20 protein-coding genes are annotated in these 22,521 nt (G+C 66.1%); 5 read left to right on the top strand and 15 right to left on the bottom strand.

All coding sequences use genetic code 11. The annotated features are described in order from the left end of the window. Window positions 1-32 precede the first annotated feature (32 nt). The 4 genes from ACOYJQ_RS07855 to ACOYJQ_RS07840 all read right to left on the bottom strand — a co-directional run bounded on the left by ACOYJQ_RS07855 (window position 33) and on the right by ACOYJQ_RS07840 (window position 3,864). Entirely contained in the window at window positions 33-860 is an 828-nt protein-coding gene (locus tag ACOYJQ_RS07855) for an ABC transporter permease subunit (RefSeq protein ID WP_433457484.1), read from the bottom strand. Next, window positions 857-1,627: a taurine ABC transporter ATP-binding protein gene (locus tag ACOYJQ_RS07850; RefSeq protein ID WP_433457483.1), complete on the bottom strand. Its 771-nt coding sequence runs from the start codon at window positions 1,625-1,627 to the stop codon at window positions 857-859. Before ACOYJQ_RS07850 ends, ACOYJQ_RS07855 begins: the two co-directional genes overlap by 4 nt. 228 nt (window positions 1,628-1,855) lie before the next feature. After that, window positions 1,856-2,863, bottom strand: a complete 1,008-nt coding sequence (gene tauA, locus ACOYJQ_RS07845; protein WP_433457482.1) for a taurine ABC transporter substrate-binding protein — start codon at window positions 2,861-2,863, stop codon at window positions 1,856-1,858. Window positions 2,864-3,066: 203 nt separating this feature from the next. Further along, window positions 3,067-3,864, bottom strand: a complete 798-nt coding sequence (locus tag ACOYJQ_RS07840; protein ID WP_433457505.1) for a MetQ/NlpA family ABC transporter substrate-binding protein — start codon at window positions 3,862-3,864, stop codon at window positions 3,067-3,069. Window positions 3,865-4,092: 228 nt separating this feature from the next. Between ACOYJQ_RS07840 and ACOYJQ_RS07835 the strand changes: the two genes are divergently transcribed. Both ACOYJQ_RS07835 and ACOYJQ_RS07830 read left to right on the top strand, forming a co-directional pair. Beyond that, on the top strand, window positions 4,093-5,223 hold the full coding sequence (locus tag ACOYJQ_RS07835; protein ID WP_433457481.1) for a methionine ABC transporter ATP-binding protein: 1,131 nt from the start codon (window positions 4,093-4,095) through the stop codon (window positions 5,221-5,223). After that, window positions 5,204-5,857: a methionine ABC transporter permease gene (locus ACOYJQ_RS07830; protein ID WP_433457480.1), complete on the top strand. Its 654-nt coding sequence runs from the start codon at window positions 5,204-5,206 to the stop codon at window positions 5,855-5,857. Before ACOYJQ_RS07835 ends, ACOYJQ_RS07830 begins: the two co-directional genes overlap by 20 nt. A gap of 42 nt (window positions 5,858-5,899) precedes the next feature. On the opposite strand, the gene ACOYJQ_RS07825 is transcribed toward ACOYJQ_RS07830, so the two are convergent. The 5 genes from ACOYJQ_RS07825 to ACOYJQ_RS07805 all read right to left on the bottom strand — a co-directional run bounded on the left by ACOYJQ_RS07825 (window position 5,900) and on the right by ACOYJQ_RS07805 (window position 12,552). Then, entirely contained in the window at window positions 5,900-7,204 is a 1,305-nt protein-coding gene (locus ACOYJQ_RS07825) for an NtaA/DmoA family FMN-dependent monooxygenase (RefSeq protein ID WP_433457479.1), read from the bottom strand. A gap of 17 nt (window positions 7,205-7,221) precedes the next feature. After that, window positions 7,222-8,946: an ABC transporter ATP-binding protein gene (locus tag ACOYJQ_RS07820; protein WP_433457478.1), complete on the bottom strand. Its 1,725-nt coding sequence runs from the start codon at window positions 8,944-8,946 to the stop codon at window positions 7,222-7,224. Window positions 8,947-8,983: 37 nt separating this feature from the next. Further along, window positions 8,984-9,826, bottom strand: a complete 843-nt coding sequence (locus tag ACOYJQ_RS07815) for an ABC transporter permease (RefSeq protein ID WP_433457477.1) — start codon at window positions 9,824-9,826, stop codon at window positions 8,984-8,986. Continuing rightward, window positions 9,823-10,842: an ABC transporter permease gene (locus ACOYJQ_RS07810; protein WP_433457476.1), complete on the bottom strand. Its 1,020-nt coding sequence runs from the start codon at window positions 10,840-10,842 to the stop codon at window positions 9,823-9,825. The genes ACOYJQ_RS07815 and ACOYJQ_RS07810 overlap by 4 nt, the downstream gene beginning before the upstream one ends. 72 nt (window positions 10,843-10,914) lie before the next feature. Beyond that, window positions 10,915-12,552, bottom strand: coding sequence for an ABC transporter substrate-binding protein (locus ACOYJQ_RS07805; protein ID WP_433457475.1), 1,638 nt, complete (start codon window positions 12,550-12,552; stop codon window positions 10,915-10,917). 267 nt (window positions 12,553-12,819) lie between these two features. Here ACOYJQ_RS07805 and pcaD point away from each other — a divergent pair, with 267 nt between their 5' ends. Beyond that, a complete protein-coding gene (gene pcaD / locus ACOYJQ_RS07800) occupies window positions 12,820-13,623 on the top strand; it encodes a 3-oxoadipate enol-lactonase (RefSeq protein WP_433457474.1) in 804 nt (267 codons plus the stop codon). 68 nt (window positions 13,624-13,691) lie between these two features. Here the strand turns inward: pcaD and ACOYJQ_RS07795 are convergent, their stop codons facing one another. After that, entirely contained in the window at window positions 13,692-14,543 is an 852-nt protein-coding gene (locus tag ACOYJQ_RS07795) for an SDR family oxidoreductase (protein WP_433457473.1), read from the bottom strand. 87 nt (window positions 14,544-14,630) lie between these two features. Here ACOYJQ_RS07795 and ACOYJQ_RS07790 point away from each other — a divergent pair, with 87 nt between their 5' ends. Beyond that, window positions 14,631-15,095 (top strand): winged helix-turn-helix transcriptional regulator, encoded by a 465-nt coding sequence (locus ACOYJQ_RS07790; protein ID WP_433457472.1) that lies wholly within the window; start codon window positions 14,631-14,633, stop codon window positions 15,093-15,095. Between the two features lie 194 nt (window positions 15,096-15,289). Further along, window positions 15,290-16,348, top strand: a complete 1,059-nt coding sequence (locus tag ACOYJQ_RS07785) for an LLM class flavin-dependent oxidoreductase (RefSeq protein ID WP_433457471.1) — start codon at window positions 15,290-15,292, stop codon at window positions 16,346-16,348. A gap of 112 nt (window positions 16,349-16,460) precedes the next feature. Here the strand turns inward: ACOYJQ_RS07785 and ACOYJQ_RS07780 are convergent, their stop codons facing one another. From ACOYJQ_RS07780 to ACOYJQ_RS07760, 5 genes are all read right to left on the bottom strand, one after another. Then, window positions 16,461-18,119, bottom strand: coding sequence for a dipeptide ABC transporter ATP-binding protein (locus ACOYJQ_RS07780; protein ID WP_433457470.1), 1,659 nt, complete (start codon window positions 18,117-18,119; stop codon window positions 16,461-16,463). Next, window positions 18,116-18,976 (bottom strand): ABC transporter permease, encoded by an 861-nt coding sequence (locus ACOYJQ_RS07775; RefSeq protein ID WP_433457469.1) that lies wholly within the window; start codon window positions 18,974-18,976, stop codon window positions 18,116-18,118. Before ACOYJQ_RS07775 ends, ACOYJQ_RS07780 begins: the two co-directional genes overlap by 4 nt. Window positions 18,977-18,987: 11 nt before the next feature. Continuing rightward, window positions 18,988-19,989, bottom strand: a complete 1,002-nt coding sequence (locus ACOYJQ_RS07770; RefSeq protein ID WP_433457468.1) for an ABC transporter permease — start codon at window positions 19,987-19,989, stop codon at window positions 18,988-18,990. 71 nt (window positions 19,990-20,060) lie between these two features. Next, entirely contained in the window at window positions 20,061-21,692 is a 1,632-nt protein-coding gene (locus tag ACOYJQ_RS07765; protein WP_433457467.1) for an ABC transporter substrate-binding protein, read from the bottom strand. A 101-nt stretch (window positions 21,693-21,793) separates the two neighbouring features. Beyond that, window positions 21,794-22,438 (bottom strand): GNAT family N-acetyltransferase, encoded by a 645-nt coding sequence (locus ACOYJQ_RS07760; RefSeq protein ID WP_433457466.1) that lies wholly within the window; start codon window positions 22,436-22,438, stop codon window positions 21,794-21,796. Window positions 22,439-22,521: the final 83 nt, after the last annotated feature.

Below are 22,521 nucleotides of genomic sequence, written 5' to 3'. Positions count from 1 at the left end.
ATGTCGCTCCGGGCGCGCCTTGTTTGCCATGTTTACATCTTGCCGCGCCAGGGAACGAAGATCTTCTCCAGCACGCGGACGGCGGCTTCGAGCAGGAAGGCGACGGCCGCGATGACGAGGATGCCCATGATGACGACATCCGTCACCAGAAACTGCGCAGCGGACTGGATCATGAAGCCGAGCCCGCGCGTGGCGGCCACGAGTTCGGCTGCGACCAGCGTCGTCCAGCCCGTGCCGAGTGCGATGCGGATGCCGGTGACGATCTCGGGCAGCGCGCCCGGAAAGACGACGTAACGCAACAATTGCAGGCGCGAGGCTCCCAGCGATCGCGCCGCGTCCAGCCTGTCTGGCGCGACGGATCGAACGCCCGCCGCCGTGGACAGGGCGATGGGCGCCAGCATCGCCACGCCGATGACCAGCACCTTCGATACCTCCCCGATACCGAACCAGATGATCACGAGCGGCAGATAGGCGAGCGGCGGAATGGGGCGCAGCAATTCCAGCAGCGGGTCGAGAATCCCTCGGCCGACAGGGCTGAGCGCAATGGCGAACCCCACGGGAACGGCGATTGCCGATGCGGCGACGAGCGCCGCGAACACTCGCGCGAGACTCGCGCCAAGATGCTCCAGCAGCGTGGAATCGACATAGCCTTCCGTCAGGACGGCGACGAAGCGCTGAAATACCGCCCCGGGGCCGGGGAGAAACAGCGGCGCGATCAGGCCCCCGGCCGTGACCGCCCACCAGACGGCAAGCAGAACGAGCAAGGTCGCGATGGACAGGTGGGCCACGCGGAAACGCCGGCCGCCGGCACGCTGCGAGGCCGTCGCATCCGGTTCGAGATAATCAGTCGCGGAACTCATGCCGCCTCCCGCGTGAAAACGAGGTCCAGAACCTGCTCGCGCAGGTCGACGAACGCCGGGTCGCTGCGCACGGCGCGCAGCGTTTCTCCGCCGGCGAGCCGCGCGCCGAAATCGATGCGGAACTCCTGCGCCACACGCCCCGGACGCGCCGCCAGCACGACCAGACGGGTGCCGAGCAGCAGCGCCTCCTCGACGTCGTGGGTGATGAACAGGATGCCCGGCCCGAGCCTTCGCCAAAGGTCCAGCACCGCCTCGTGCATCTGCGCGCGGGTGAGCGCGTCGAGCGCGCCGAAAGGTTCGTCCATCAGCAGGAAATGCGGCTCCGCCATCAGCGCCCGTGCAAGGCCGACGCGCTGGCGCTGGCCGCCGGAAAGCTCCCATATCCTGCGCCGCTCGAAGCCGGCCAGGCCCAGACGCGCCAGCACGGCGGCGGCCCTGGGCAGATAGTCGCGCGGGCGCATGCCGCGCAGCTTCAGGGAAAGCGCCGTGTTCTCGATGGCATCGAGCCAGGGCAGCAGCGCATCGTCCTGAAACACCACACCCCTGTCCGCGCCCGGCCCGGTGATCCTTTCGCCGTTGACGAGCACCTGTCCGTCAGTCGGCTGCAAGAACCCCGCCGCCAGCTTGAGCAACGTGGTCTTGCCCGAACCCGAGGGACCGAGCACCGTCACGAAGTCCCGCGCGCCGAAAGTGAGCGACAGATTCCCGATCACAGGCGGCGCATCACCGTAGCGGACGCTCACATCCTGAAGCGACAGCCGTGACATGCATTTCCTCCTTCATCTTCCGGCCGGGCCGCACGGCGTCGGAGCATAAGAAAAAGCGGAGCTTTGTCTGCTCCTTCAGAAGCTTTCCGCGTTTCGTCGAGACGCGAAAAGCTTCTGATTTCCTGATTTTGAGCGAATTCCTATCGATTAAACGATTCGATTGAATCTGAACGCGCTCCGGCAAAAGCCCGTGGCGCGGAATGCCGGCACCCCGCGCCGCAAGGGGCCTTACCGACCCGCCGCCGCTTCCTTCACGAAACGATCGGTGATGTAGGGCGTGTAATCGGGCAAGGCGGCAGGGATCTTGTTCTGCTCCTTGAGGAAGGCGGCCGTATCGGCGATCGCCTTGGCGAGCCCGCCCCCGAGCAGGTCGGCGGAAGCCTGCTCCTCCAGCGTCGGCAACTCATTGCCGGCGAGGATGCCGGGCACGTCCTCCGCCTTGCCGCCGGTGAGGCGCGCGATATCCTGCACCTCGCCGGAGGAAGCGGTCCACGCGGCCGGGTCCTTCCTGTAGGCGGCGTGGGCCTCGCCCGTCAGCCTGACGAACGCGCGCACCGCCTCAGGATGCTTCTCGATGAAATCGTTGCGGGCGATCCAGGCGTCGAAGGTCGGCGCGCCCCATTCGCCCACCTGCTTCGAGGAAGCGAGCACCTTGCCGCTGGCCTTCGCCTTGCCCAGCGCCGGGTCCCAGACATAGGTGGCGTCGATGTCGCCGCGCTCCCAGGCGGCGATGATCTCCGGCGGGCGCAGATTGAGGATCTGCACCTGCCTGGGATCGATGTTCCAGTGCTTCAACGCCGCGAGCAGGCTGTAATGGCCCGTGGAAACGAAAGGCACGGCGATCTTCTTGCCGACGAGATCCTTCGGCTCCTTGATGCCCGACTTGTCGGAGACGACGAGCGCCTCGGCGTCGCCGAGCAGGCCGGCGATGAAGATGGTCTGGAAAGGCACCTTGCTGGAGGCGGCCGCCGTCAGCGGGCTGGAGCCCACGAGGCCGATCTGCACGTCGCCGGAGGCGATGGCGGCGATCACGTCCGAACCGGCGTCGAACTTGCGCCACTCGATCGGCAGACCGACGGCCTTGTCATAAAGCCCCTGCGCCTGCGGCACCTTCGCAAGATCGACGGTCGTCTGATAGCCGATCACGAGCTTGTCGGCGGCCAGGGAAACGTTCGCGGAAACGGCAAGCGAGAAAGCAGCAGCCGTTGCAAGCAGGATACGCCGTGAAATAGCCATTCGAACCCCCACAATCCTTCAACCTGAAACAATCATCCGATTGAACGCACAGGGGACGGATAATGTCAATTAATTCCATATAAAATGTCTAATTACAATATTTACATATTATATGCGTATTTATATGAAGAAGCCCGGCAGCGAACCGCCGGGCTTCTTCCGCTCGGGAGAAGAGCAGCAACAGGGCAGGGAGCGGCCGCCGGTCAGAATGCCGGCAACTGGCCGGGGAACTTGTCCTTGATCAACTGGCGGATCGTATCGTTCTGATAGGCGGCCACCAGTTTTCTGAACACCGGCTTGTCCTTGTCGTCGGTGCGCACGGCGATGAAATTGGCATAGGGGTTGTTCTTGTCGGATTCGATGGCGATCGAATCCTTGCCGGGCGTCAGGCCGGCCTGCACGGCGTAGTTGGTGTTGATGGTCGAGGCGTCGGTGTCGTCGAGACTGCGCGGCAGTTGCGCGGCGTCGATCTCGCGAATCTTGAGGTTCTTGCCGTTCTCGGTGATGTCGAGAACAGTTGGCAGCAGACCCACGCCGTCCTTCAGCTTGATGAGGCCGGTCGCCTGCAACAGCAGCAGCGAGCGCCCACCGTTGGAAGGATCGTTCGGAATGCCAACGATGGCGCCGTCCTTCAGCTCGTCGACCGACTTCACCTTTCTGGAATAGAGCCCGATCGGGGCGATGATGGTATCGCCCACCGGGGTGATGCGGTAGCCCTTCGTCTTGATCTGGTTATCGAGAAAAGGCTTGTGCTGGAAAGCGTTGGCGTCGATGTCGCCGGCATCGAGCGCGGCATTTGGCAGCAGATAGTCGCTGAACACGACGACCTCGACGTCAAGCCCGTCCCTGGCGGCGATCTTCTTGACCTCTTCCCAGATGATTTCGGCATCGCCGGCCGAAATGCCGACCTTGACCTTCTCATGAGCCGCCGCATGCGGCACGAGCGCCGGGCCGACAGCAAGCGCCAGGCCGGCAAGGGCCGAAAGAATCCACCGCTTCATCATCGAAAACTCCTGATCGAATACCGCGAAATCAATTTTACGTCTCATTGACACGCACGAATGATCTGTCTTTTGAAGTGACGCGTTTTCCCCACGTGAAAACGCCGTTACCGCCCCGGCCGCGCCGTCATGACGCAACATCCGCCATACGGGCGTGGTTCATATTGAATCTATAAAATATATAGAATATATGTCAATCTGTTTCAGCCGGAAGGGGCAGGCGTTCACATGACGATTTTTGCGGCGCGAGCGCATGCGCCGGATGAGGATATTGCCGCGACGGCGGCGGCGCGCGGCGGGCGGGTGACGTTCGAGAACGTCGGCAAGGCGTTCGAGACACCGGGCGGACAGGTATCGGCCTTGCGCGGCATCAATTTCACGGTGGAGCCCGGTGAGATTTTCGGCGTCATCGGCCGCTCGGGCGCCGGCAAATCCACGCTCATCCGCACGGTCAACGGGCTGGAAAAGCCCACTTCCGGCCGTGTGCTGGTGGAAAACGCCGCCGGCGAGCGCGCCGATGTCGGCAGCCTCGCCATCGGCGAGCTGGCGCGGCTGCGCCGCGACATCGGCATGATCTTCCAGCATTTCAATCTGCTGTCGTCGAAAACCGTCGAGCGCAACGTCGGCCTGCCGCTGCGGCTTGCCGGCGCCTCCCGCGCGCAGACGGCGCAGCGCGTATCGGAACTGCTGGCGCTCGTCGGGCTCGCCGACAAGCGGGACCGCTACCCGCGCGAGCTGTCGGGCGGGCAGAAGCAGCGTGTCGGCATCGCCCGCGCGCTGGCGCGCCAGCCCGCCGTGCTGTTGTGCGACGAGGCGACATCGGCGCTCGATCCCGAAACCACTTTGTCCATTCTGGATCTGCTGAAGGACATCAACCGCAGGCTGGGCCTGACCATCATCCTGATCACGCACGAGATGGAGGCGATCCGCCATATCTGCGACAAGGTGGCGGTGATCGAGCAGGGCGTGATCGTCGAGATCGGCCCTGTGTGGCAGGTGTTCGGCGACCCGCGGCAGGAGGCGACGCGCGCCCTGCTCAAGCCCCATGCCGACGAACTGCCGGACGATCTGGCCGCGCGCCTGACGCCGTTGCCGGAAGCGGGCACGGTGCCGGTGTTCGCGGTGAGCTACACCGGCGCCGAGCCGGGCGAACCCGCGCTGGGCGCGCTGTTCGACGCGCTCGGGCGCGACGCGCGGCTGCTGCACGGCTCTCTTGACCGCATTCAGGGCCGCGCGCAGGGCCGGCTGCTGATCGCGACGCCGGCCATCACGCCGCAGGAGGCTGCGCACGCGCTCGCACGCCTCAGCATCCTTCCCCCGCGCGCGGAGATCGTCGGTTATGTCGCAGGCCCTCTTTAACCTGTTTCTCGATGCCGTATGGGAGACGCTGCTGATGGTGGGCGTCTCCGGCCTGGTGACGCTCGTCGTCGGCGGGCCGCTCGCCATCGTGCTGGTGACGACCGGGCCAGGCGGGGTGTTCGAGGCGCCGAAGCTCAATCATGTGCTGGGCGCGATCGTGAACGGCTTCCGCTCGACGCCGTTCATCATCCTGCTGGTGGCGCTGATCCCGTTCACGCGGCTGATCGTGGGCACGACCATCGGCATCTGGGCGGCGATCGTGCCGCTCAGCATCGCAGCCATTCCCTTTTTCGCCCGCATCGCGGAAGTGAGCTTTCGCGAGGTGGACCGGGGGCTCGTGGAAGCGGCACAGGCGATGGGCGCCAGCCGCCTGCAAATCATCCGGAACGTGCTGGTGCCCGAGGCGCTCCCGGGCGTCGTGGCGGGTTTCACCATCACGCTCGTATCGCTCATTTCCTCATCCGCCATGGCGGGCGCTGTCGGAGCGGGGGGCCTGGGCGATCTCGCCATCCGCTACGGCTATCAGCGCTTCGAGACCTCGGTGATGCTGCTGGTCATCGCGGTGCTGATCGCCATCGTGATGATCGTGCAGACGACGGGCGACCATCTCGCCCGCCGGCTCAACAAGCGTTGACGTCAGAGCGCTTTCCTTTCGGAAGGCGCTCCGGGGAGCGCCTCATGCTTCCACGCCGAAAACCGCCTGACGGAAAGTTTTTGCGCCGGCTGCCGGCTCCTTCACCAGTCCCTTCGCGCGCAGGATCGGAATCACCTCGTGGGCGAAAGCGTCGAAGGAATTGCCGCCTTTCAGCACGAACCCGTCCGACGCCTCGCGCTCGAACCACAGGGCGATCTCGTCGGCGACGGTCTGCGGCGTTCCGATCAGCGTCAGGTGGCCGAACTCGTAGACGCTGGAGAGAACCTGGCGCAGCGTCGCGCCGGGGCGAGTGAAATAGCTGCGCAGCAACAACCCGCGGCTGCGCCGGCGCTCGACCCGGTTCAGCTCGTCCTCGCCCGGAATCGCGCCGGCGGGGATCGGCTCGTCGAGATCGAGCTCGGCCAGCTTGAAAAGCGGCGCCTCGCGAACGATCTTGTCGCGATATTTCAGCAGGTTCCTGTCCGTGAACTGGCTGTGGTAGATATCGTCGGCCTGCTGCGCCGTGGGCGCGACGAAGGCGTTGAGGCCCGGCAGCACCTTGATATGATTCGCATCCCTGCCGCCAGACGTGGCCCGCCGCTTAAGATCGCCGTAAAAGGCCGCGCCGGCGTCGAGATCGGGCGTGGCGGTAAAGACGATTTCCGCGTGCCGGGCGGCGAAATCCAGTCCTTCCTCGGAGGCGCCCGCCTGCACGATGACCGGACGCCGCTGCGGACCGGGCGGAATGTCGAGCGCCTGCCTGACCCGGAAATAGTCACCGGCGAAATCCGTCTCCTCGATGAAATCGCCGTCGAAGCGATGCCCGGCCTCGGACCAGGAAACCGAGCCTTCCTTCCAGCCCTCCCAGAGCTTGTAGGCGACGCGCATGTACTCGTCTGCCTTCCTGTAGCGCTCGGCCAGCGGCAGCAGCTTGCCGTCGCTGAAATTCTCCTCGCCGTAATAGGAGGTTACGACGTTCCAGCCGCCGCGCCCGCCGGACAGATTGTCCAGCGAGGTGAAATAGCGCGCCACGTTGTAGGGCTCGGTGTAGGAGGTGGATTCCGTCACGATCAACCCGACGCGGCTGGTGTGCTGGGAGAGGGCGGCCAGCAGCGTCAACGGCTCGAAGCCGGCGCGCGGGCGCACATCGGCCTTCAGCGTGTCGAGGCCCAGAAAATCCGGCTTGAAGATCGCATCGAAGCCCGCGCTCTCGGCGAGCTTCGCGTGCGCCACGAAATTGTCGATCGTGAAACGGTGCGGGTCGCGCTGCGCGGCCTGGTCGCCCTGATAGAAGGCATTGGGATCGGCGAAGGCGACGAGAATGAGGCGGTCACGGCCGGCGGACATGGCGAAACTCCTTGATGTCATACGATCTTGGCAAGCGGCAGGGGCTCCTGCCGCGGAGGCCGCGCGAATGCGCCGCGCGTCGCGCCGGGCGAGGGGATCGACGCCAGCAGAACGCGGGTGTAGGGCTGCGCGGGATTGTCGAATATCCGGTCGACAGGCCCCTGCTCGATCAGGCGGCCGTGCCGGAGCACGGAAACGGTGTCCGCGACCTGCCGCACCAGCGAAAGATCGTGGGAAACGAACAGATAGGTCAGGCCGAAGCGCTCCTGAAGCGCGAACAGCGCCTCCACGATGCCGGCCTGAACCGTCACGTCGAGCGCCGAGGTCGGCTCGTCGAGAACGAGCACCTTCGGCCGCAGCACGAGGGCGCGCGCGATCGCCACGCGCTGGCGCTGCCCGCCGGAAAGGGCCGCGGGGCGCCTGTCCAGCAGTTCCTCACCCAGCCCGACCGAGCGTATCGCCTCGTGCACCCGCCCGTCGCGATCGTGCCGGGTGCCGATTCCGTACTGATCCAGCGGCTCGCGCACGATGTTCCTGACCCGCCATGTGGGATCGAGCGAGGTGAACGGATTCTGATAGACGAGTTGCAGATCGCGGCGCAAATCGCGCAGCGCCGCGGGCGAGCGCCCGTGCACGCTCTGCCCGCCCACCGTGATCGCGCCGCCGTCCGGCGTATCGAGGCCGAGCAGCAAACGCGCGAGCGTGGTCTTGCCGGAGCCGGATTCGCCCACCAGCGCATGCGTGCGTCCGCGCTCGACGGAAAAGGATACGTCGTCGACCGCGCGAACCTGCCTGCCGTCGGCCGCGAAGGTTTTGGAAACGCCCTGCACGCGGATCTGGACGTCGCCCGCGCCGTGCCCGAGAACGGTCCGCCGCTCCGGGTTGCGGAAGCGGAACGGGTTGAGGGACGGGACATCGGCTTGCAGCCGGCGTGCGTAATCGGAAGCGGGCGCGAGAAAGACGCGCTCGGACAAGCCGGTTTCCTGAACCGTTCCGCTCCTGAGCACCACGACATCCTCGGCGCGCTCGGCGGCGATGGCGAGATCGTGGGTGATCAGCAGCAGGCTGAGATCGAGCGAGGCGCGCAACCCCGAGAGCAGATCCAGAATGCGTTTCTGGATCGTCACATCGAGCGCCGATGTCGGCTCGTCCGCCACGATCAGGTCAGGCTTGGGCAGAACGGCGAGGCCGATCAGCACCCGTTGCAGCATCCCGCCTGAAAGCTGGTGGGGATAGGAGCGATAGACCCGCTCGTGATCGGTAAGGCCGACGCGATCGAAAGTCTCGAAGATCGCCGCGCGCTCGGCGTCGCGGTCGCGCAGATCGAGCAGGCGCGCGGCCTCGCGCGCATGGGCGCCGATGGTGCGCACGGGATTGAGCGCGTTCTGCGGATCCTGCGGCACGAAGCCGATCGACCGCCCGCGCAGGGGCCGGAACGCGCGGCTGTTCAGGGCAAGCAGATCGCGGCCGCGGAAGTCAATGGCGCCCGAAACGCGGGCCGTATCGGGCAGCAGGCCGAGCACGGCTTTCGCGATAGTCGATTTGCCCGATCCCGATTCCCCGATGAGGGCGAGCGCACGGCCCTTCTTCAGCACGAAGCTCGCATCCCGGACCACGGCATCGCCGCCGTAGGAAACCGACAGCCCCCTGACGCTCAGCAGCTCCTGTGCGTTCGCCGAATCTCGAACATTCGGCGGGTCTTGAGTATTCAGCAAGTCTTGCGATCCGGGCTTGTGCGACATGGCGATGGGTAATCCGGCGATGGGTAATCCGGCTGGTTCAGCTCGAACGGCGCAGCCAGCGGCTGATACGGTTGATGGCAAGCACGGTGCCCACGATCACGAGCGCGGGCGCGAAGACGAGCCACGGCGAGCTGGGATAGTCCTTGCCGTAGGAGACGAGTACGCCCCAGTCGGCGGCGGGAGGCGGATCGCCGTAACCGAGAAACGCGAGGCCGGCGATCACGAGGATGGAGGCGCCGAATTGCAGCACCGCCAGCGCCAGAATCGAGCGATAGGCATTGGGAAGCACGTGGCGGAGCAGGATATGCCAGCGCGAGCCCCCCAGCAGGCCGGATGCCTCCACGAAGACCGAGGTGCTGGTCTTCAGCGTTTCGGACCGCATCAGCCGGGCGAAGATCGCCACCGACGACACGCCGGTCGCGATGGCGACGTTGATGGTCTGGAAGCCGAAGGAACTGACGATGACCACCGCCAGCAGGAAGTTCGGGATGGCGAGCAACACGTCGATCAGCCGGGCGACGACGACATCCGTCCATCCGGCGACGAAGCCGCTCAGCAGGCCCAGAAACCCGCCGGCGACGAGCCCGATGAAAACCGCGATCGCCGCGCTCAACACGGACGACCATGATCCGTAAACGACGCGCGTGAACACGTCGCGGCCCAGATGATCCGTGCCGAACCAGTATTCGAGGCCGGGCGGCAGCAGCTTGCGGGAGGTGTCGCCGATATAGGGATCGTGGCTGGTGAAAAGTCCGGGCGCCACCGACCACGCGATGACCACGCCCACCACGGCGAAGGACAGGATGACGGCAAACGGCACGCCCGCGGCGAGGGTTCGCGCATGGCGAAATACGCCGGGAGCGGTGAGATGAAAGGTCATTCGGCGACAGCCTCCGCATCGGCAAGGGAATCGTCGGCAAGGGAATCGTCAGCGAGGGAGCCGCGCTTGCCCGCGCGCGGCCGCAGGCGCGGATCGAGCAGCGGATAGACGAGATCGGCGATCAGGTTCACGATGACGAACACCGCCGCCGCCAGCGAAACCACCGCCTGAATGACGGGATAGTCCTGCGCGGACACCGCACCCTGCACCAGCGACCCGACGCCGGAGCGGCCGAAAATCGACTCCGTGATCAGCGAGCCGCCCAGCAGTTCGCCCACCGCGAGCGCCACCATCGTCACCACGGGCAGCGAGGAAGGGCGGAACTGGTGGCGGGTGAAAAGCTGGAACCGGCTGAGGCCGCGCGAGCGGGCCACCGAAAAATACTCCTGCCGCGCCTCATGGTCGAGATTGGCGATGAGCACTTCCGCGATCTGGGCGGACACAGGCACGCCGAGCGCGATGGCAGCAAAGGCGGTGGCGGTGAAACTGTCCGGGTTGGTGATGCGGAACAGGCCGAACTGGAACGCGAAGACCTGAATGAGAAAGATGCCGATGATGAAGCTCGGCACCGAAAGCGAGGCCGCGGGCAGAAGGCGCAACAGGCCCTGACCGTATTTCGGCGGAAGATTCTGGGAGGCGAACGCGATGAGGAAGGCCAGAACCAGCGCCACCGCCAGCGCGCTCGCGGCCAGGATGAGCGTGGACGGCAGCGCGCCCAGAATGAGGCCCGACACCGGCAGGTTCGAGCGCAGGGACACGCCGAGATCGCCGACCACGAAACGCGACAGCGCTATCCACAATTGTTCGGGAACCGGCTTGTCGAGCCCGTAATAGGCGATGATCGGCGCGATGTCTTCCGGGGAGAAGCCGTTCTCTGGGTCCAGCAGCATGTTGGTGATCGGATCGCCCGGCAGGACGTTGATGATCAGGAAAGTCGACGTATAGGCCAGTGCGATGACCACGATCGCCTGGACGAACCGCCGTAGGGCATAATCAAGATAATTCGAGGTATCCATCACACATCGCGCCTTGCAGGTCTCCATGCGCCGGACGGATATCTGTCCGCCCGGCGGCAAACGGGATGGCGATCAGCGATCGAGCCACGCGCCATAATACAGCGGATACGCCGCGCCGCTGTAGACGTCGCCCTTCACCTTGGGCGACTGCACGAAAAGGCGCTGGATGAGCTGCGTGGTCGGGATGAACAGGCCCTGTCCGATCACATATTGCTGAACATCCTTGAGGATTTTGGCGCGCGACTCGTAGTCGACGGCGTCGTCGATGGCCTTGGCGAACCCGTTCAGCGTTTCGTTGGACTGGTCGTAGTTGAACCAGTTGTCGCCGCCGTGCAGATCGGTCAGCACGCGCCCGGCCACACCGGCGTCGAGGAAGCTGCGGCTCACCTCGAAAAGCGGAACCGTGTCGTTGTTCCTCACCCGCGCGTTGAAGGTGGCGATATCCACGACGTTGAGCGTCACCCCGACACCGATCTCGCGAAGCTGCTGAACGACCAGCTCGCCGACCTGCTTGGAGGTGCTGACCCACGGGCTTGCGTAAAGATTGAAGCGCAGCTTCTTGCCGTCCTTGACGCGCACCCCGTCGTCGCCGGGCTTCCAGCCCGCCTCATCGAGCAGCTTCCTGGATTTTTCCGGGTCGTGGGTCAGCAGATCGCTGAGATCGGCGACCTCCGGCACGTTCGCCTCGATGAAGCTCCTGGCCGGCTTCCAGTCGTCGGTAAAGACCGTATCGAGGATCTCCCGCCGGTTGATGCCGTGCTGGATCGCCTGACGAACGGCCGCCTCCGAGAAGTTCGGCGCCTTGACGTTCACGCGGAAGCCGCTGACGAAGCCGAGGCTGTCGGGCGCAATGACCTTGAAACCTTTGCCGCGAAGCCCTCCCAGCTCATGAGGCGGGATGTTGAGCACGATATCGGCCTGACCGGCCTCGAGCGCGGAGCCGCGCAGCGCGGCCTCCTTGACGACCTTGAACGTGATCCTGTCAAGGCTCGCCGGGCCGGAATGGTCGATCGCGGCCGGGCCCCAGTCGTAGTCCGGCCGCTTGCGCAGCACCACGTTGTCGCCCTCGCGCCAGGACTCCACGACGAAAGGCCCGCTGCCGATCTGCTTCTTGAGATCGCCCAGCTCCTCCGCCTTCAGATTGAGGCTCGCGGGCGCGCGCAGCAACGTCTTGTGATAGCCGAGCGTAGGCAGGAAGCTCAGGGTGGGCGCGGAAAAGTCGACGCGCACCGTGTGGGCGTCGATCACCTCCGTGCCCTTGTAGGTGGCGGACGGGAACAGCCCGAGACGGCCCACGCCCCGCGCGGCGTCGCCCTTCGCCCAGATCTCGATATTGGCGGCGACGGCGGCCGCGTCGACCGGCGTCCCGTCCGAGAAGGTGACGTTCTTCTTCAGATGCAGGATGAAACGGGAGTAGTTGTCCTGCACTTCCCAGCGTTCCGCGATCCACGGAGTGGGCTCGCCCTTCTCGTCGACATGCACCAGCTTGTCAGCGATCTGACCCCACACCTGGCCGGTGTAGATGTCGACCTTCTCGTTCAGGCTCCAGCCGCTGTCGAGACTCGCGATCAGAAAGGTGATCTCGCCCCCGGACTGCCGCTTCGTTTCCTGCGCGCCCGCTGCGGCAAGCCCGAGGCCGGATGCGAAACCCGCGGCGGCGATGAGGGCGCCCCCCAGCAAGCCGGTGAAAGTACGACGATTCAAATGCATCTCAATCCTCTGAATATCGGGCGGCGCACGGGCAAGCCGCACGGCGCATGCGCATCATGCTCAAGGCAGCGGAGACGGGCGCGGGGCACCCCGGAAGCATCGCGGGTGCCCGACGAATCAAAATATATTCTATATAAATTTAATAGAATTTCTAGCAAGAATCGTCAGGCAAGAGGGCGATGCGGGAGACGGCGGCGCGCATGCCATGGCCATTCGCGGCATTTTATGGCCAACTGCTTCCCGATCGTTTCATCGGGGAGATGACGTATGGCATTCGCACGGATCAACGACATCGTGCTTCATTATCGCGTGCGGGGCGACAGTGCCGCGCCGGCGCTCGTTCTGGTCAACTCGCTGGGCACGGATGGGCGCATCTGGGACGAGTTGGCCGATTTGCTCGCCCCGCGCTATCGCATCGTGTCCTACGACAAGCGCGGGCATGGATTGAGCGACGCGCCGAAAGGCGATTACACGCTCGATGACCATGTGGCGGACCTTGCGGGGCTTGCGAACCATCTCGGCATCGACCGGCTGGCGCTGGCGGGCGTGTCCGTCGGCGGCCTGATCGCACAGGGCTTCGCGCTGCGCCATGCCGACAGGCTCGCCGCGCTGGTGCTCTGCGACACGGCGGCGAAATTCGGCGATGCGGATATGTGGAACGGACGCATCGCCGCCGTGCGCACCGGCGGAATGGCGGCGCTCGCCGACACGGTGATCCTGCGCTGGTTCCCGGAATCCTATCGCCGGGAAAAGCCCGACGCCGTCGCCGGCTGGAAGAACATGCTGACGCGCACCCCGGCCGCCGGCTACGCGGGCACCTGCGCCACGCTGCGCGACACGGACCTGCGCCCGCTGACCGGCGGGATCGCGGCGCCGACGCTTGTGGTGGTCGGCGATGAGGACCTTTCCAGCCCGCCCGCGCTCGTGCGGCAGACCGCGGAAGCCATTCCGGGCGCGCGCTATGTCGAGATCGCCGGGGCGGGGCATATTCCCTTCATCGAGCAACCCGGCGCGATGGCGGCGTTGATCGACGGCTTCCTGCGCGAGACCGGCCACAGCCGACCGGAATAAACGCCGCTCCGTCGAGCGGAAGGCGCGACGGAACAGCAGGAACCGGCCTTGCAACGCGCTTGCCGTCGTTACGCTTTGAGAGCCGCGGCGACGGCATCCGCGAGCGGCGTGGTCGGGCGGCCGATCAGATGCGAGAGGTCGCGGCCGTCGTGGAACAGCCCGCCCTGCGCAGCGCCGACGTCGAAGGCCGCAACCGCCTCCGCGAAAGCCTCGGGCAGGCCCGCACCCTTGAGCACGGCGGCATAATCGGCCTGCGGGAGATTGTTATAGGGAATGGCCTTGCCCGTCTGCTTCGACACCTCGGCCGCGAGATCGGTCAGCGTGTAGGCATCGTCACCCGCAAGCTCATAGGTCTTGCCGGCATGCCCCTCATCGGCGAGGACGGCGGCAGCCGCTTCCGCATAGTCGGCGCGCGTCGCCGACGAGATCCGGCCTTCGCCCGCGCTGCCGACCAGCGCCCCGGCCTGCACCGCAGCGGCGACGGAGCCGGTGTAATTCTCGGTGTACCATCCGTTGCGCAGAATCACGTAAGGAACGCCCGACGCCTTCAGCGCGGCTTCCGTCGCGACATGCTCCTGCGCGAGCAAGGTGAGGGGCGAGGTGTCTGCATGCAGCAGGCTGGTGTAGACAATCTCCCTGACGCCCGCCTTCTTCGCCGCGTCGATGACGTTGACGTGCTGCGCGGCGCGCTTGCCGATGTCGTTCGAGGAGATCAGCAGCAGTTTGTCGATGCCCGCAAGAGCCTTCTCAAGCGTTTCCGGCCGGCCGTAATCCGCCTCGCGCACCTCGACGCCGAGATCCGCCGCCTTCGCGGGATCGCGCGCCAGCGCGACGATGCCGGACGGCGCAACCTTCCGCTTCAGTTGCGCGATGACGAGGCGGCCGAGCTGGCCGGTAGCTCCGGTAATGGCGATGGTCATGAACGAACTCCTTGTCGTATGGGTTGGCCGATGTGATATATCGCCGTTAATGACTTTTCGTAAGTACGCACATAAAGGTTAGTTTGAATGCCGCCCGCCGCCGATGATCCGCCCGCCGCCTCGCAACGGCCGCTGTCGCTGTCCGAGAAACTGGAACGCGGCAATCTCATGGCCGCGGCCTGTCCTTCGCGGGAGGTGCTGAAGCATCTCACCAGCCGCTGGGGCGTATTGGTGCTGCTCGCGCTCCGCGCCGGCACGCTGCGCTTCAGCGACTTGCGCCGCAGGATCGGCGGCGTCAGCGAGCGCATGCTGTCGCAGACGCTGCAATGGCTGGAGAACGACGGCATGGTGGTGCGCAAGGCCTACAAGATCGTGCCGCCGCATGTGGAATACACGCTCACGCCGCTGGGCGAGGAGGCGGCGGAAAGGGTCCGCGAACTGGCGGACTGGATCGAGATCAACCTGCCGCGCATCGCCGGAGGCTGGGAAAACCGCCAGGCCGCAGACGAACCGGCCCGAAGCGCCGCGCATGCGCCCGAAGAACGCGCTTGATTGAAGATAAAATCTATAGATATTATCTAATTATCACAAGCGGATTCTGATCGGATTCGTGCGCCACGCCCCGGCCCGAAACGGAAAGACGCCGCGCCGATGACGCCGGCTTCCGCTTTCGACAGGGAACGGACCCGCCGCCCCCGATCCCTGGGGCGCGGTGCGCCGTTTCGCATCCCCGAGGAACATCCATCGTGAGCACACGCATCGCCATCCGCCACATCGGCTTTCTCCTGCCCGGCAGCTATCCCGACGACGATCCGTTCGACGGGCTGGAAAAGACGCTCCAGCTCTTCGAACTGGGCGAAAGGCTCGGGTATGACAGCGCGTGGGTGCGGCAGCGGCATCTGGAGCATGGCGTTTCCTCCGCCAGCGCGTTTCTCGCCGCCGCCAGCCAGCGCACGCGGCGCATCGCGCTCGGCACCGCCGTCATCCCGCTCGGCTATGAAAGCCCGTTCCGGCTGGCGGAAGATCTTTCCACCGTCGACGTGCTGTCGCGCGGGCGGCTCAATGTCGGGGTCAGCGCGGGCACGCCGCCGCATGCCGACCTGCTCGGGCCGCTGGTGTTCGACGGCGACTGGTCCGGCTACGATCTCTCGCACAACCGCGTGCTGCGCTTCGTGGACAATCTGCGCGGCCATTACATCGGCCCGGAGGACGCCGTGATCGCGGCGCAGGGAGATGCGCATCGCAGCCGCCAGCGCCCGCGCCTGCATCCCCATGCCGACGGGCTGATCGATCGCGTGTGGTACGGCGGTGGCTCGCTCGCCTCCGCCCGCTGGGCCGGCGAGAACGGTCTCAATCTGATGATCGGCAATCTCACGAAAGGCGAAACGACCGACGTCTTCTTCGACGCGCAACTGGCGCAGCTCGACGCCTTTCAGGCAGGGCGAGAGGGCGCCGGCAGCGCAGCGCGGCGGGTGGCCGTCGGCCGCGTGATCGTGCCGACCGACAGCGCCGACGCGGCCCGGCGGCGGAAATATGCGGATTACGCCGCGAGCCGCCATGAGCGGACGCTGGCGCCTCACGGGCCGCGCCGCACGCTGTTCCATCCCGATCTCGTCGGCACGTCGGGGGAAATCCTCGCACGGCTCCACAGCGACCCGGTTCTGGCGCGGACCGCGGAACTGCGGCTGGAACTGCCCTATGAGTTCACGCAGGACGAATACGGCCAGATCCTGCACGACTTCGTGACGCGGATCGCGCCCGAACTGGGCTGGCGCCCCGCGCCCGCCGAAGCCGCGAACGCATAGAACCGTTTGCAGTCACGTCGATCCATCGATTTGACCGCAAACGGCTCCGGACAAACGGCTCCGGAGATGTGTATCCCCGCCTTCCGGGGCGGGGCACGTTGCGCCGACGGGTTCAGTTGAGATGCGGGATGGCGTCGAGCAGTTCGCGCGTGTAGCTGTGGCTCGGCCGGGCGAAGACCTCTGTCACCTCGCCCTCTTCGACGACATGGCCGCCCCGCATCACGATCACCTTGTCGGTGAGATGATGCACGACACCCAGATCGTGCGAGATGAAGAGCAGCGATGTGCCCGATTCCGCCTGCAACTCGGCCAGCAGGTCGAGAATCTGCGCCTGGATGGAAACGTCGAGCGCGCTCACCGGCTCGTCCGCCACGAGCAGCTTCGGACGCGGCGCGAAGGCGCGGGCGATGGCGACGCGTTGGCGCTGGCCGCCCGACAATTCCCGCGGATGGCGGCTCAGGAACGCATCGCCAAGACGAACCGCCTCCAGAACCTCCCGCACGCGCGCCGCGCGGGCTGCGCCGTGAACCTGCACGGTGTCGAGGCTCTCGCCGATGATGCGCTCCACGGTATAGCGCGGATCGAAGGAGCTTAGCGGGTCCTGCGCGATGAGCTGGATGCCGGCCCGCTTCGCCCGCCGTTGCTGTTCGGTCAGCTCGCTCCATGGCTCCCCGTCGAGAAGCACGCGGCCGGAATCGGGCGCGACCAGCCCCAGCACGATGCGCGCCACCGTCGTCTTGCCGGAACCCGATTCGCCGACGATGCCGAGCGCCTCGCCCTTCGCGAGGCGGAAGGACACGTCATTGACGGCCGGCCCGGTGCCGGAGCCGGCGAAACGCTTTTTGAGATGTTCGGCCACCAGCACGGGTGTGCGCGGATCGACGTGCTTGGGCGGCAGGGGCACGCGATGTCGCCCGGCCGTCACCGCCGCCGTTGGCGGCGCGAGCCGGAAGCCGCGCGAGGCGGCGGAGGGTATCGCATCCAGCAACTGCTGCGTATAGGGATGCGACGGCGCCGACAGAACCGCGCGCGTCGGGCCGGCTTCCACCACCTCGCCATGGCGCATCACCAGCACACGGTCGGCGAGGCGGGCGACGACGGAAAGATCGTGGCTGATCAGCAGGAGCGCGTTTCCCTGCTCGCGCCGTTGCTCCAGCAGGTCGAGAATCTGCTTCTGCACCGTGACGTCGAGCGCCGTCGTCGGCTCGTCGGCGATCACCAGCACGGGCTCGCGCGCGATGGCGGTGGCGATCAGCGCCCGCTGGCGCAGGCCGCCGGACAACTGATGCGGATATTGCGGCAGGCGATGCTCGGGCTGCGGAACGCCCACGGATTGCAGCAGATCGAGGCTGCGCAGCCGGATGGCGCCGCCGCCCCGCACGCTGCCCGCCAGCGCGTCCGACAACTGCTGGCTGATGCGCCGCAGCGGATCGAGCGACACAAGCGCATCCTGCAACACGAAACCGATCTTCGCGCCGCGAACGCGCCGCCAGTTCCCCTCGTTCTGCGCCAGAACGTCGCGGCCGTCGATGCGAAATACGTCCGCGTTCACCTGCGCGTGGCGACCGGCGAGACCGATCAGCGAGCGGGCGGTGACGGACTTGCCCGAGCCCGACTCGCCGACGAGGGCGACGGATTCGCCCGGATGAATGGCGAGATCGACGCCACGCACCACATGCCCGGCGTCGCCGGCGGCGGGAAAACGAATGTTGAGGTTGCGGATGTCGATGAAAGGCGCGTCGCCACGCCCGCCGGCGGTCGGATTGCTCACGGTGCGCGTCTCCCCTCGAAGGCTCGTTGCCAGCGCCGCCCGATCACGCTGACGGCGATCACGGTGAGCGTGATGGCGACGCCGGGCCAGGCGCCGATCCACCAGGCGTTGCGCAGATAGTTTCGCCCCTCGGAGAGCATCGCCCCCCATTCGGGCGTCGGAGCCTGCGGCCCCATGCCGAGAAAGCTCAGCCCCGCCGATCCGATGATCGCCGTGCCGAGGCCGATCGTCGCCAGGATCGGCACCTGCGCGATGGCATGCGGCAGAATATGGCGCGTCACCAGCGTGAAACGCGGCAGGCCGAAAGTGCGCGCCTGCTCCACGTAGCCCGATTCCGCGATGATGAAGGTCTGGCTGCGCACCACGCGGGCAAAGCGCGGCACCGAGGCCACGCCGAGCGCGAAGATGAGATTGACGGTGCCGGGGCCGGTGAAGGAAATCAGCACCAGCGCCAGCAGCAGATCCGGGAAGGCGGACACGACATCCAGAAAGCGCGTGATCGCCTCATCGACGAGGCCGCGCGCCAGCCCGGACAGCAGCCCGAGCAGCGACCCCACCACCATCGCGATGCCGATGGCGCTGGCCCCGATCAACAGCGAATAGCGCGCCCCGTGGAGCACCCGCGAGAACACGTCGCGCCCCAGATGATCGGTGCCGAACCAGTGCGCGCCGCCGGGCGGCAACTGCGCCGCCAGCGGATTGGCGGCGATCGGATCATAGCCGGTCAGCAGATCCGGCCGGATGGCGGCGGCCGAAACGACGAGCAGGAAAGCGCCGGCGAGCAGGACGCCCGCCTCGCGCCGCACGAACCGCGCGACCCCGCCGGTGGGGGCGATATCGGATTGGACGAAGGACATCGCTGCCTCTTTTAACGCCCGCGCAGCCGCAGGCGCGGATCGAGAAGGAGATAGAACAGATCGACGATGGTGCTGAGCACGACGTAGATCAGCGCCGACAGGATCGCCACGGCGAGCACGACCGGCAGATCCTTGCCGAGCACCGCATCGACCGTCACCTTGCCGAGCCCCGGGCGCCCGAACACCTGCTCCGTGATCACCGCGCCGCCCAGCAGGCCGCCGATCAGCCAGCCGGTGAGCGTCACCGCCGGAATAGCCGCGTGACGCAAGGCATGGCGCAGGCGCAGCACGAGGCTGCTTGCGCCCCAACTGCGCACGGTCAGCGCGAAAGGCTCCTCCAGCGCGTTCTCCAGCCCCTGCCGCAGCACCTGCCCGACGACCGCGCCGAGCGACAGCCCGAGCGACAGCGAAGGCAGCACCAGCGCGGCGAAATTGCGGTCGCCCGCGACCGGGAACAGCTTGAGCGTGAAGCTGAACACGAACAGCAGCACGATGCCGAGCCAGAAGGAGGGCGTCGATACGAGCACGAGCTCGAAGCCGCCCGCGACGCGGCTCGCCCACGGCCGGCCGGCCGTCAGCACCGCGGTCGTGACCGCGAAGACGATCGCCACCACCAGCGCGGCCGCCGTCAGCTTCAGCGTCGGCCACAATTGCGAGAGCACGAGGCCGGCGACGTCCGTCTGCAACATGTAGGAGCGGCCGAAATCGCCCTGAAGGACGCGCCAGATATAACGCGCGTACTGAACGATCAACGGATCGTCGAGCCCCCATTCCGCCCGGATGGCGGCGATCACCTCCGGCGTCGGAATCTGGTCGCCGACCAGAAGGTCGACGATATCGCCCGGCGCGAGATGAAGGCTGACGAAAGTCAGTGTGATGGCTGCCCACAGCACCGCCACGCCCGAGCCGAGCCGATACAGGACCAGCGCCGCGACCGAATCGGGATCGAACCGGAAACGCCTTGGCGGACGCGGACGATTGCCCCGCAGAACGATGGTGTTGTCGATGGTCATGAGGCCATGCTCCAGACGCCGATGGGGCACGGAGGCGACGGCTCGCGGCCGCCGCCTCCGTGCCGCGCGGATTACTTGTCCAGCCAGACGCCGTGGGCGCTTTCCGGCAGTTGCTTGAAGGGGCGGAAGGAGATGCCCTTGACATGGGACGCCGCTGCGACCTGATCCTCAGGCTCGTAGAGCGGGAAGGCGTAGGCCTGCTCGTTGATGGCGAACTTTTGCAGGCGGGCGTAAAGCTCGAACCGCTTCTTGAGGTCATGCGTGCTCGATGCCTCGCGCAGCCATTGTTTCAGTTCCGGCGCGGCCGCGCGGCTGTAGTTGATGGAGCCGCCCTCGTTGACCGGCAGATAGTGATATTCGATATCCACACCGTCGGTCGGGGTGTTCGAATTGGCGATGGAACCGAACTTGCCGGTGTTGCGGCGCTCCGTGTAGGTGCCGGCGTCGACATAGGCGATGGCCACGTCGATGCCCGCGGTCTGCTTGGCCTGCGCCTGGATCGCCTGCAACAGCACGTCGCGCTGGTCGCGCACGGTGGCCTGCGCCTGCACGATCTCGATGGTCAGCCGTTCGCCGTCTTTCGTGCGGATGCCCTGCGCGTCCCGGCCCGTCCAGCCCGCCTCGTCGAGCAGCCTGTTCGCGAGTTCGGGGTCGGGTCCGTAGCTGCCCTCGATGCTCTTGTCGTAGAAATGGGCGTCGATGGGCGAGGTGATGCCCCAGGCGCGGGTGCGGTGGCCGCGATAGATCGACTTGAGGATCGCATCGACATCGACGGAGGCGATCAGCGCCTTGCGTACCCGCACGTCCTGTGTCGGCCCGTATTCCACGTTCAGGAACAGCGAATAGGGCGTGCCGGTGTTGAGGGCATGCTGGTAGGTGTAGTCGCCGTCGTTCTCGAACAGCGCGGCGTCGTTGCCCGAGATGCCCTCGATCACGTCGACCTGGCCGGAAGTCAGCGCGCCGGTGCGCACGGACGATTCCGGCAGAAGGCGGTAAGTCACCTCGTCGAGATAGGCCGGCCCCTGATTGGCGGCATTGGCGGGCGGCGAATTATAGTCGGGATTGCGCACGTAGTGCAGTTCCTGCCCCTTGACGTAGCGCTTGAGGATGAAAGGCCCGGTGCCCGCGATTTCGGGACCGCCGGACTTGAGCTGCTCGGAGGCGAAGGCCTTCGGCGAGAGGATTTCCAGGCCGGCGGAGAAATCGAGGAACGGCGCATAGATATCCGAGAGCGTGAGCTGCACGGTGCGTTCGTCGAGCGCCTTTGCCTCCGCGAGCCATTTCACCGGCCCGGCGCTGGTGCTGCGGGAGTAGGCGGGATCCTTGAGCTTGAGGAAGTTCTGCACGACGACATCGGCCGTCAGCTTCTCGCCGTCGGTGAACTTCACGCCCTCGCGCAGCGTGTAAGTGTAGGTCTTGCCGTCTTCCGAAACCTTGTAGTCCGTCGCCAGCCACGGCACATAGCCGCCGTCGGCCGTGCGCGCCAGCAGCGTCTCGTAGACGTTGCGCAGGTAAAGCTTGGTCTTGTCCTGCCCGTTGAGATGCGGGTTCAGCGTGGCCGCCTCGGTTTCCACGCCCCAGGTCAGCGATCCGCCCTTGACGGGGGTCTTCTCCCGGGCGCTCGCGGGAGCGGAGGCAAGAAGGGCGAGCGAGGCGCCGACCGCCATCGCGACGAAGTTCTTGCGGGTCATGCTCAGGGACATGTCGTCTGGTTCCTTTCAGGAAAATGATGCTGTCGAGAAGGAATAGGTGGAGTGCGTTCGCGGGCGGCGCGGACATCGCCCGTCAAGCCGCGGCGCCGCGCTCACGATTGCCCCTCGGTTGACCCGGCATCCGCGAAACGCTTGTGTTCGGCCCTGTCGAGCGCCGCATAAAGCGCGGGATGCAGCACCCGACGCAGGTACAGGATTTCGTCGCCCTTGCTGATGTGCTTGTAAAAGCCCTCGTATCCGCGCCGTTCATACAGCCCGACGAGCCACGGATGACGGGTCGCCGTCGCCAGATAAACCGCGGGCGCCTTGATCTGGTCGCGCAGGAAGGCGTTTTCGGCATGGTCGAGAATGCGCGCGCCGATGGACTGCCGCTTCAGCGCCGGGGCGACGGCGAACCAGTGAATGAACGGATAGCTCGTGATGTGGGTGTCGCCGCCCGCCCACGGAAAACGCACCGACACCGTGCCCGCGATCGCGCCGTCGCGCCGGAGCACGAAGGTCGTATGCCGCCGGACGACCTGCTCCACCTGCTGAAGATCGGCCGTGGCGGCGGTGAAGCGGATGCCCAGCTCACGGATGGGTCCATAGGCGGCGTGCAACAGCTCCAGCAATTCCGGCGCGTCTTCCGCCGTCGCGATGCGAATATCCTCCCGCGAGGGAGCGGGCGCCTGCCCGCGCGCTCCCGCATCGATGGCAACATGATCCCGCGTCGATACATCAACCGCGCCGGCACTCATTCACAGCTCCCCTGATCGCGATCGAGACCTGTCGTCTCGCACCGCCACAAAACAAAACTTAATTGACAGACATAATAGACTTT

Source organism: Pseudochelatococcus sp. (assembly GCF_050946405.1).
GTDB lineage: Bacteria > Pseudomonadota > Alphaproteobacteria > Rhizobiales > Beijerinckiaceae > Pseudochelatococcus.
This window is presented reverse-complemented; position numbering and strand designations above follow the sequence as displayed.

What these genes read in the sequence shown, in the direction of transcription:
- ACOYJQ_RS07855 (WP_433457484.1), bottom strand. Translation starts at nt 860, where the DNA reads ATGAGTTCCGCGACTGATTATCTCGAACCGGATGCGACGGCCTCGCAG.
- ACOYJQ_RS07850 (WP_433457483.1), bottom strand. Translation starts at nt 1,627, where the DNA reads ATGTCACGGCTGTCGCTTCAGGATGTGAGCGTCCGCTACGGTGATGCG.
- tauA (WP_433457482.1), bottom strand. Translation starts at nt 2,863, where the DNA reads ATGGCTATTTCACGGCGTATCCTGCTTGCAACGGCTGCTGCTTTCTCG.
- ACOYJQ_RS07840 (WP_433457505.1), bottom strand. Translation starts at nt 3,864, where the DNA reads ATGAAGCGGTGGATTCTTTCGGCCCTTGCCGGCCTGGCGCTTGCTGTC.
- ACOYJQ_RS07835 (WP_433457481.1), top strand. Translation starts at nt 4,093, where the DNA reads ATGACGATTTTTGCGGCGCGAGCGCATGCGCCGGATGAGGATATTGCC.
- ACOYJQ_RS07830 (WP_433457480.1), top strand. Translation starts at nt 5,204, where the DNA reads ATGTCGCAGGCCCTCTTTAACCTGTTTCTCGATGCCGTATGGGAGACG.
- ACOYJQ_RS07825 (WP_433457479.1), bottom strand. Translation starts at nt 7,204, where the DNA reads ATGTCCGCCGGCCGTGACCGCCTCATTCTCGTCGCCTTCGCCGATCCC.
- ACOYJQ_RS07820 (WP_433457478.1), bottom strand. Translation starts at nt 8,946, where the DNA reads ATGTCGCACAAGCCCGGATCGCAAGACTTGCTGAATACTCAAGACCCG.
- ACOYJQ_RS07815 (WP_433457477.1), bottom strand. Translation starts at nt 9,826, where the DNA reads ATGACCTTTCATCTCACCGCTCCCGGCGTATTTCGCCATGCGCGAACC.
- ACOYJQ_RS07810 (WP_433457476.1), bottom strand. Translation starts at nt 10,842, where the DNA reads ATGGATACCTCGAATTATCTTGATTATGCCCTACGGCGGTTCGTCCAG.
- ACOYJQ_RS07805 (WP_433457475.1), bottom strand. Translation starts at nt 12,552, where the DNA reads ATGCATTTGAATCGTCGTACTTTCACCGGCTTGCTGGGGGGCGCCCTC.
- pcaD (WP_433457474.1), top strand. Translation starts at nt 12,820, where the DNA reads ATGGCATTCGCACGGATCAACGACATCGTGCTTCATTATCGCGTGCGG.
- ACOYJQ_RS07795 (WP_433457473.1), bottom strand. Translation starts at nt 14,543, where the DNA reads ATGACCATCGCCATTACCGGAGCTACCGGCCAGCTCGGCCGCCTCGTC.
- ACOYJQ_RS07790 (WP_433457472.1), top strand. Translation starts at nt 14,631, where the DNA reads ATGCCGCCCGCCGCCGATGATCCGCCCGCCGCCTCGCAACGGCCGCTG.
- ACOYJQ_RS07775 (WP_433457469.1), bottom strand. Translation starts at nt 18,976, where the DNA reads ATGTCCTTCGTCCAATCCGATATCGCCCCCACCGGCGGGGTCGCGCGG.
- ACOYJQ_RS07770 (WP_433457468.1), bottom strand. Translation starts at nt 19,989, where the DNA reads ATGACCATCGACAACACCATCGTTCTGCGGGGCAATCGTCCGCGTCCG.
- ACOYJQ_RS07765 (WP_433457467.1), bottom strand. Translation starts at nt 21,692, where the DNA reads ATGTCCCTGAGCATGACCCGCAAGAACTTCGTCGCGATGGCGGTCGGC.
- ACOYJQ_RS07760 (WP_433457466.1), bottom strand. Translation starts at nt 22,438, where the DNA reads ATGAGTGCCGGCGCGGTTGATGTATCGACGCGGGATCATGTTGCCATC.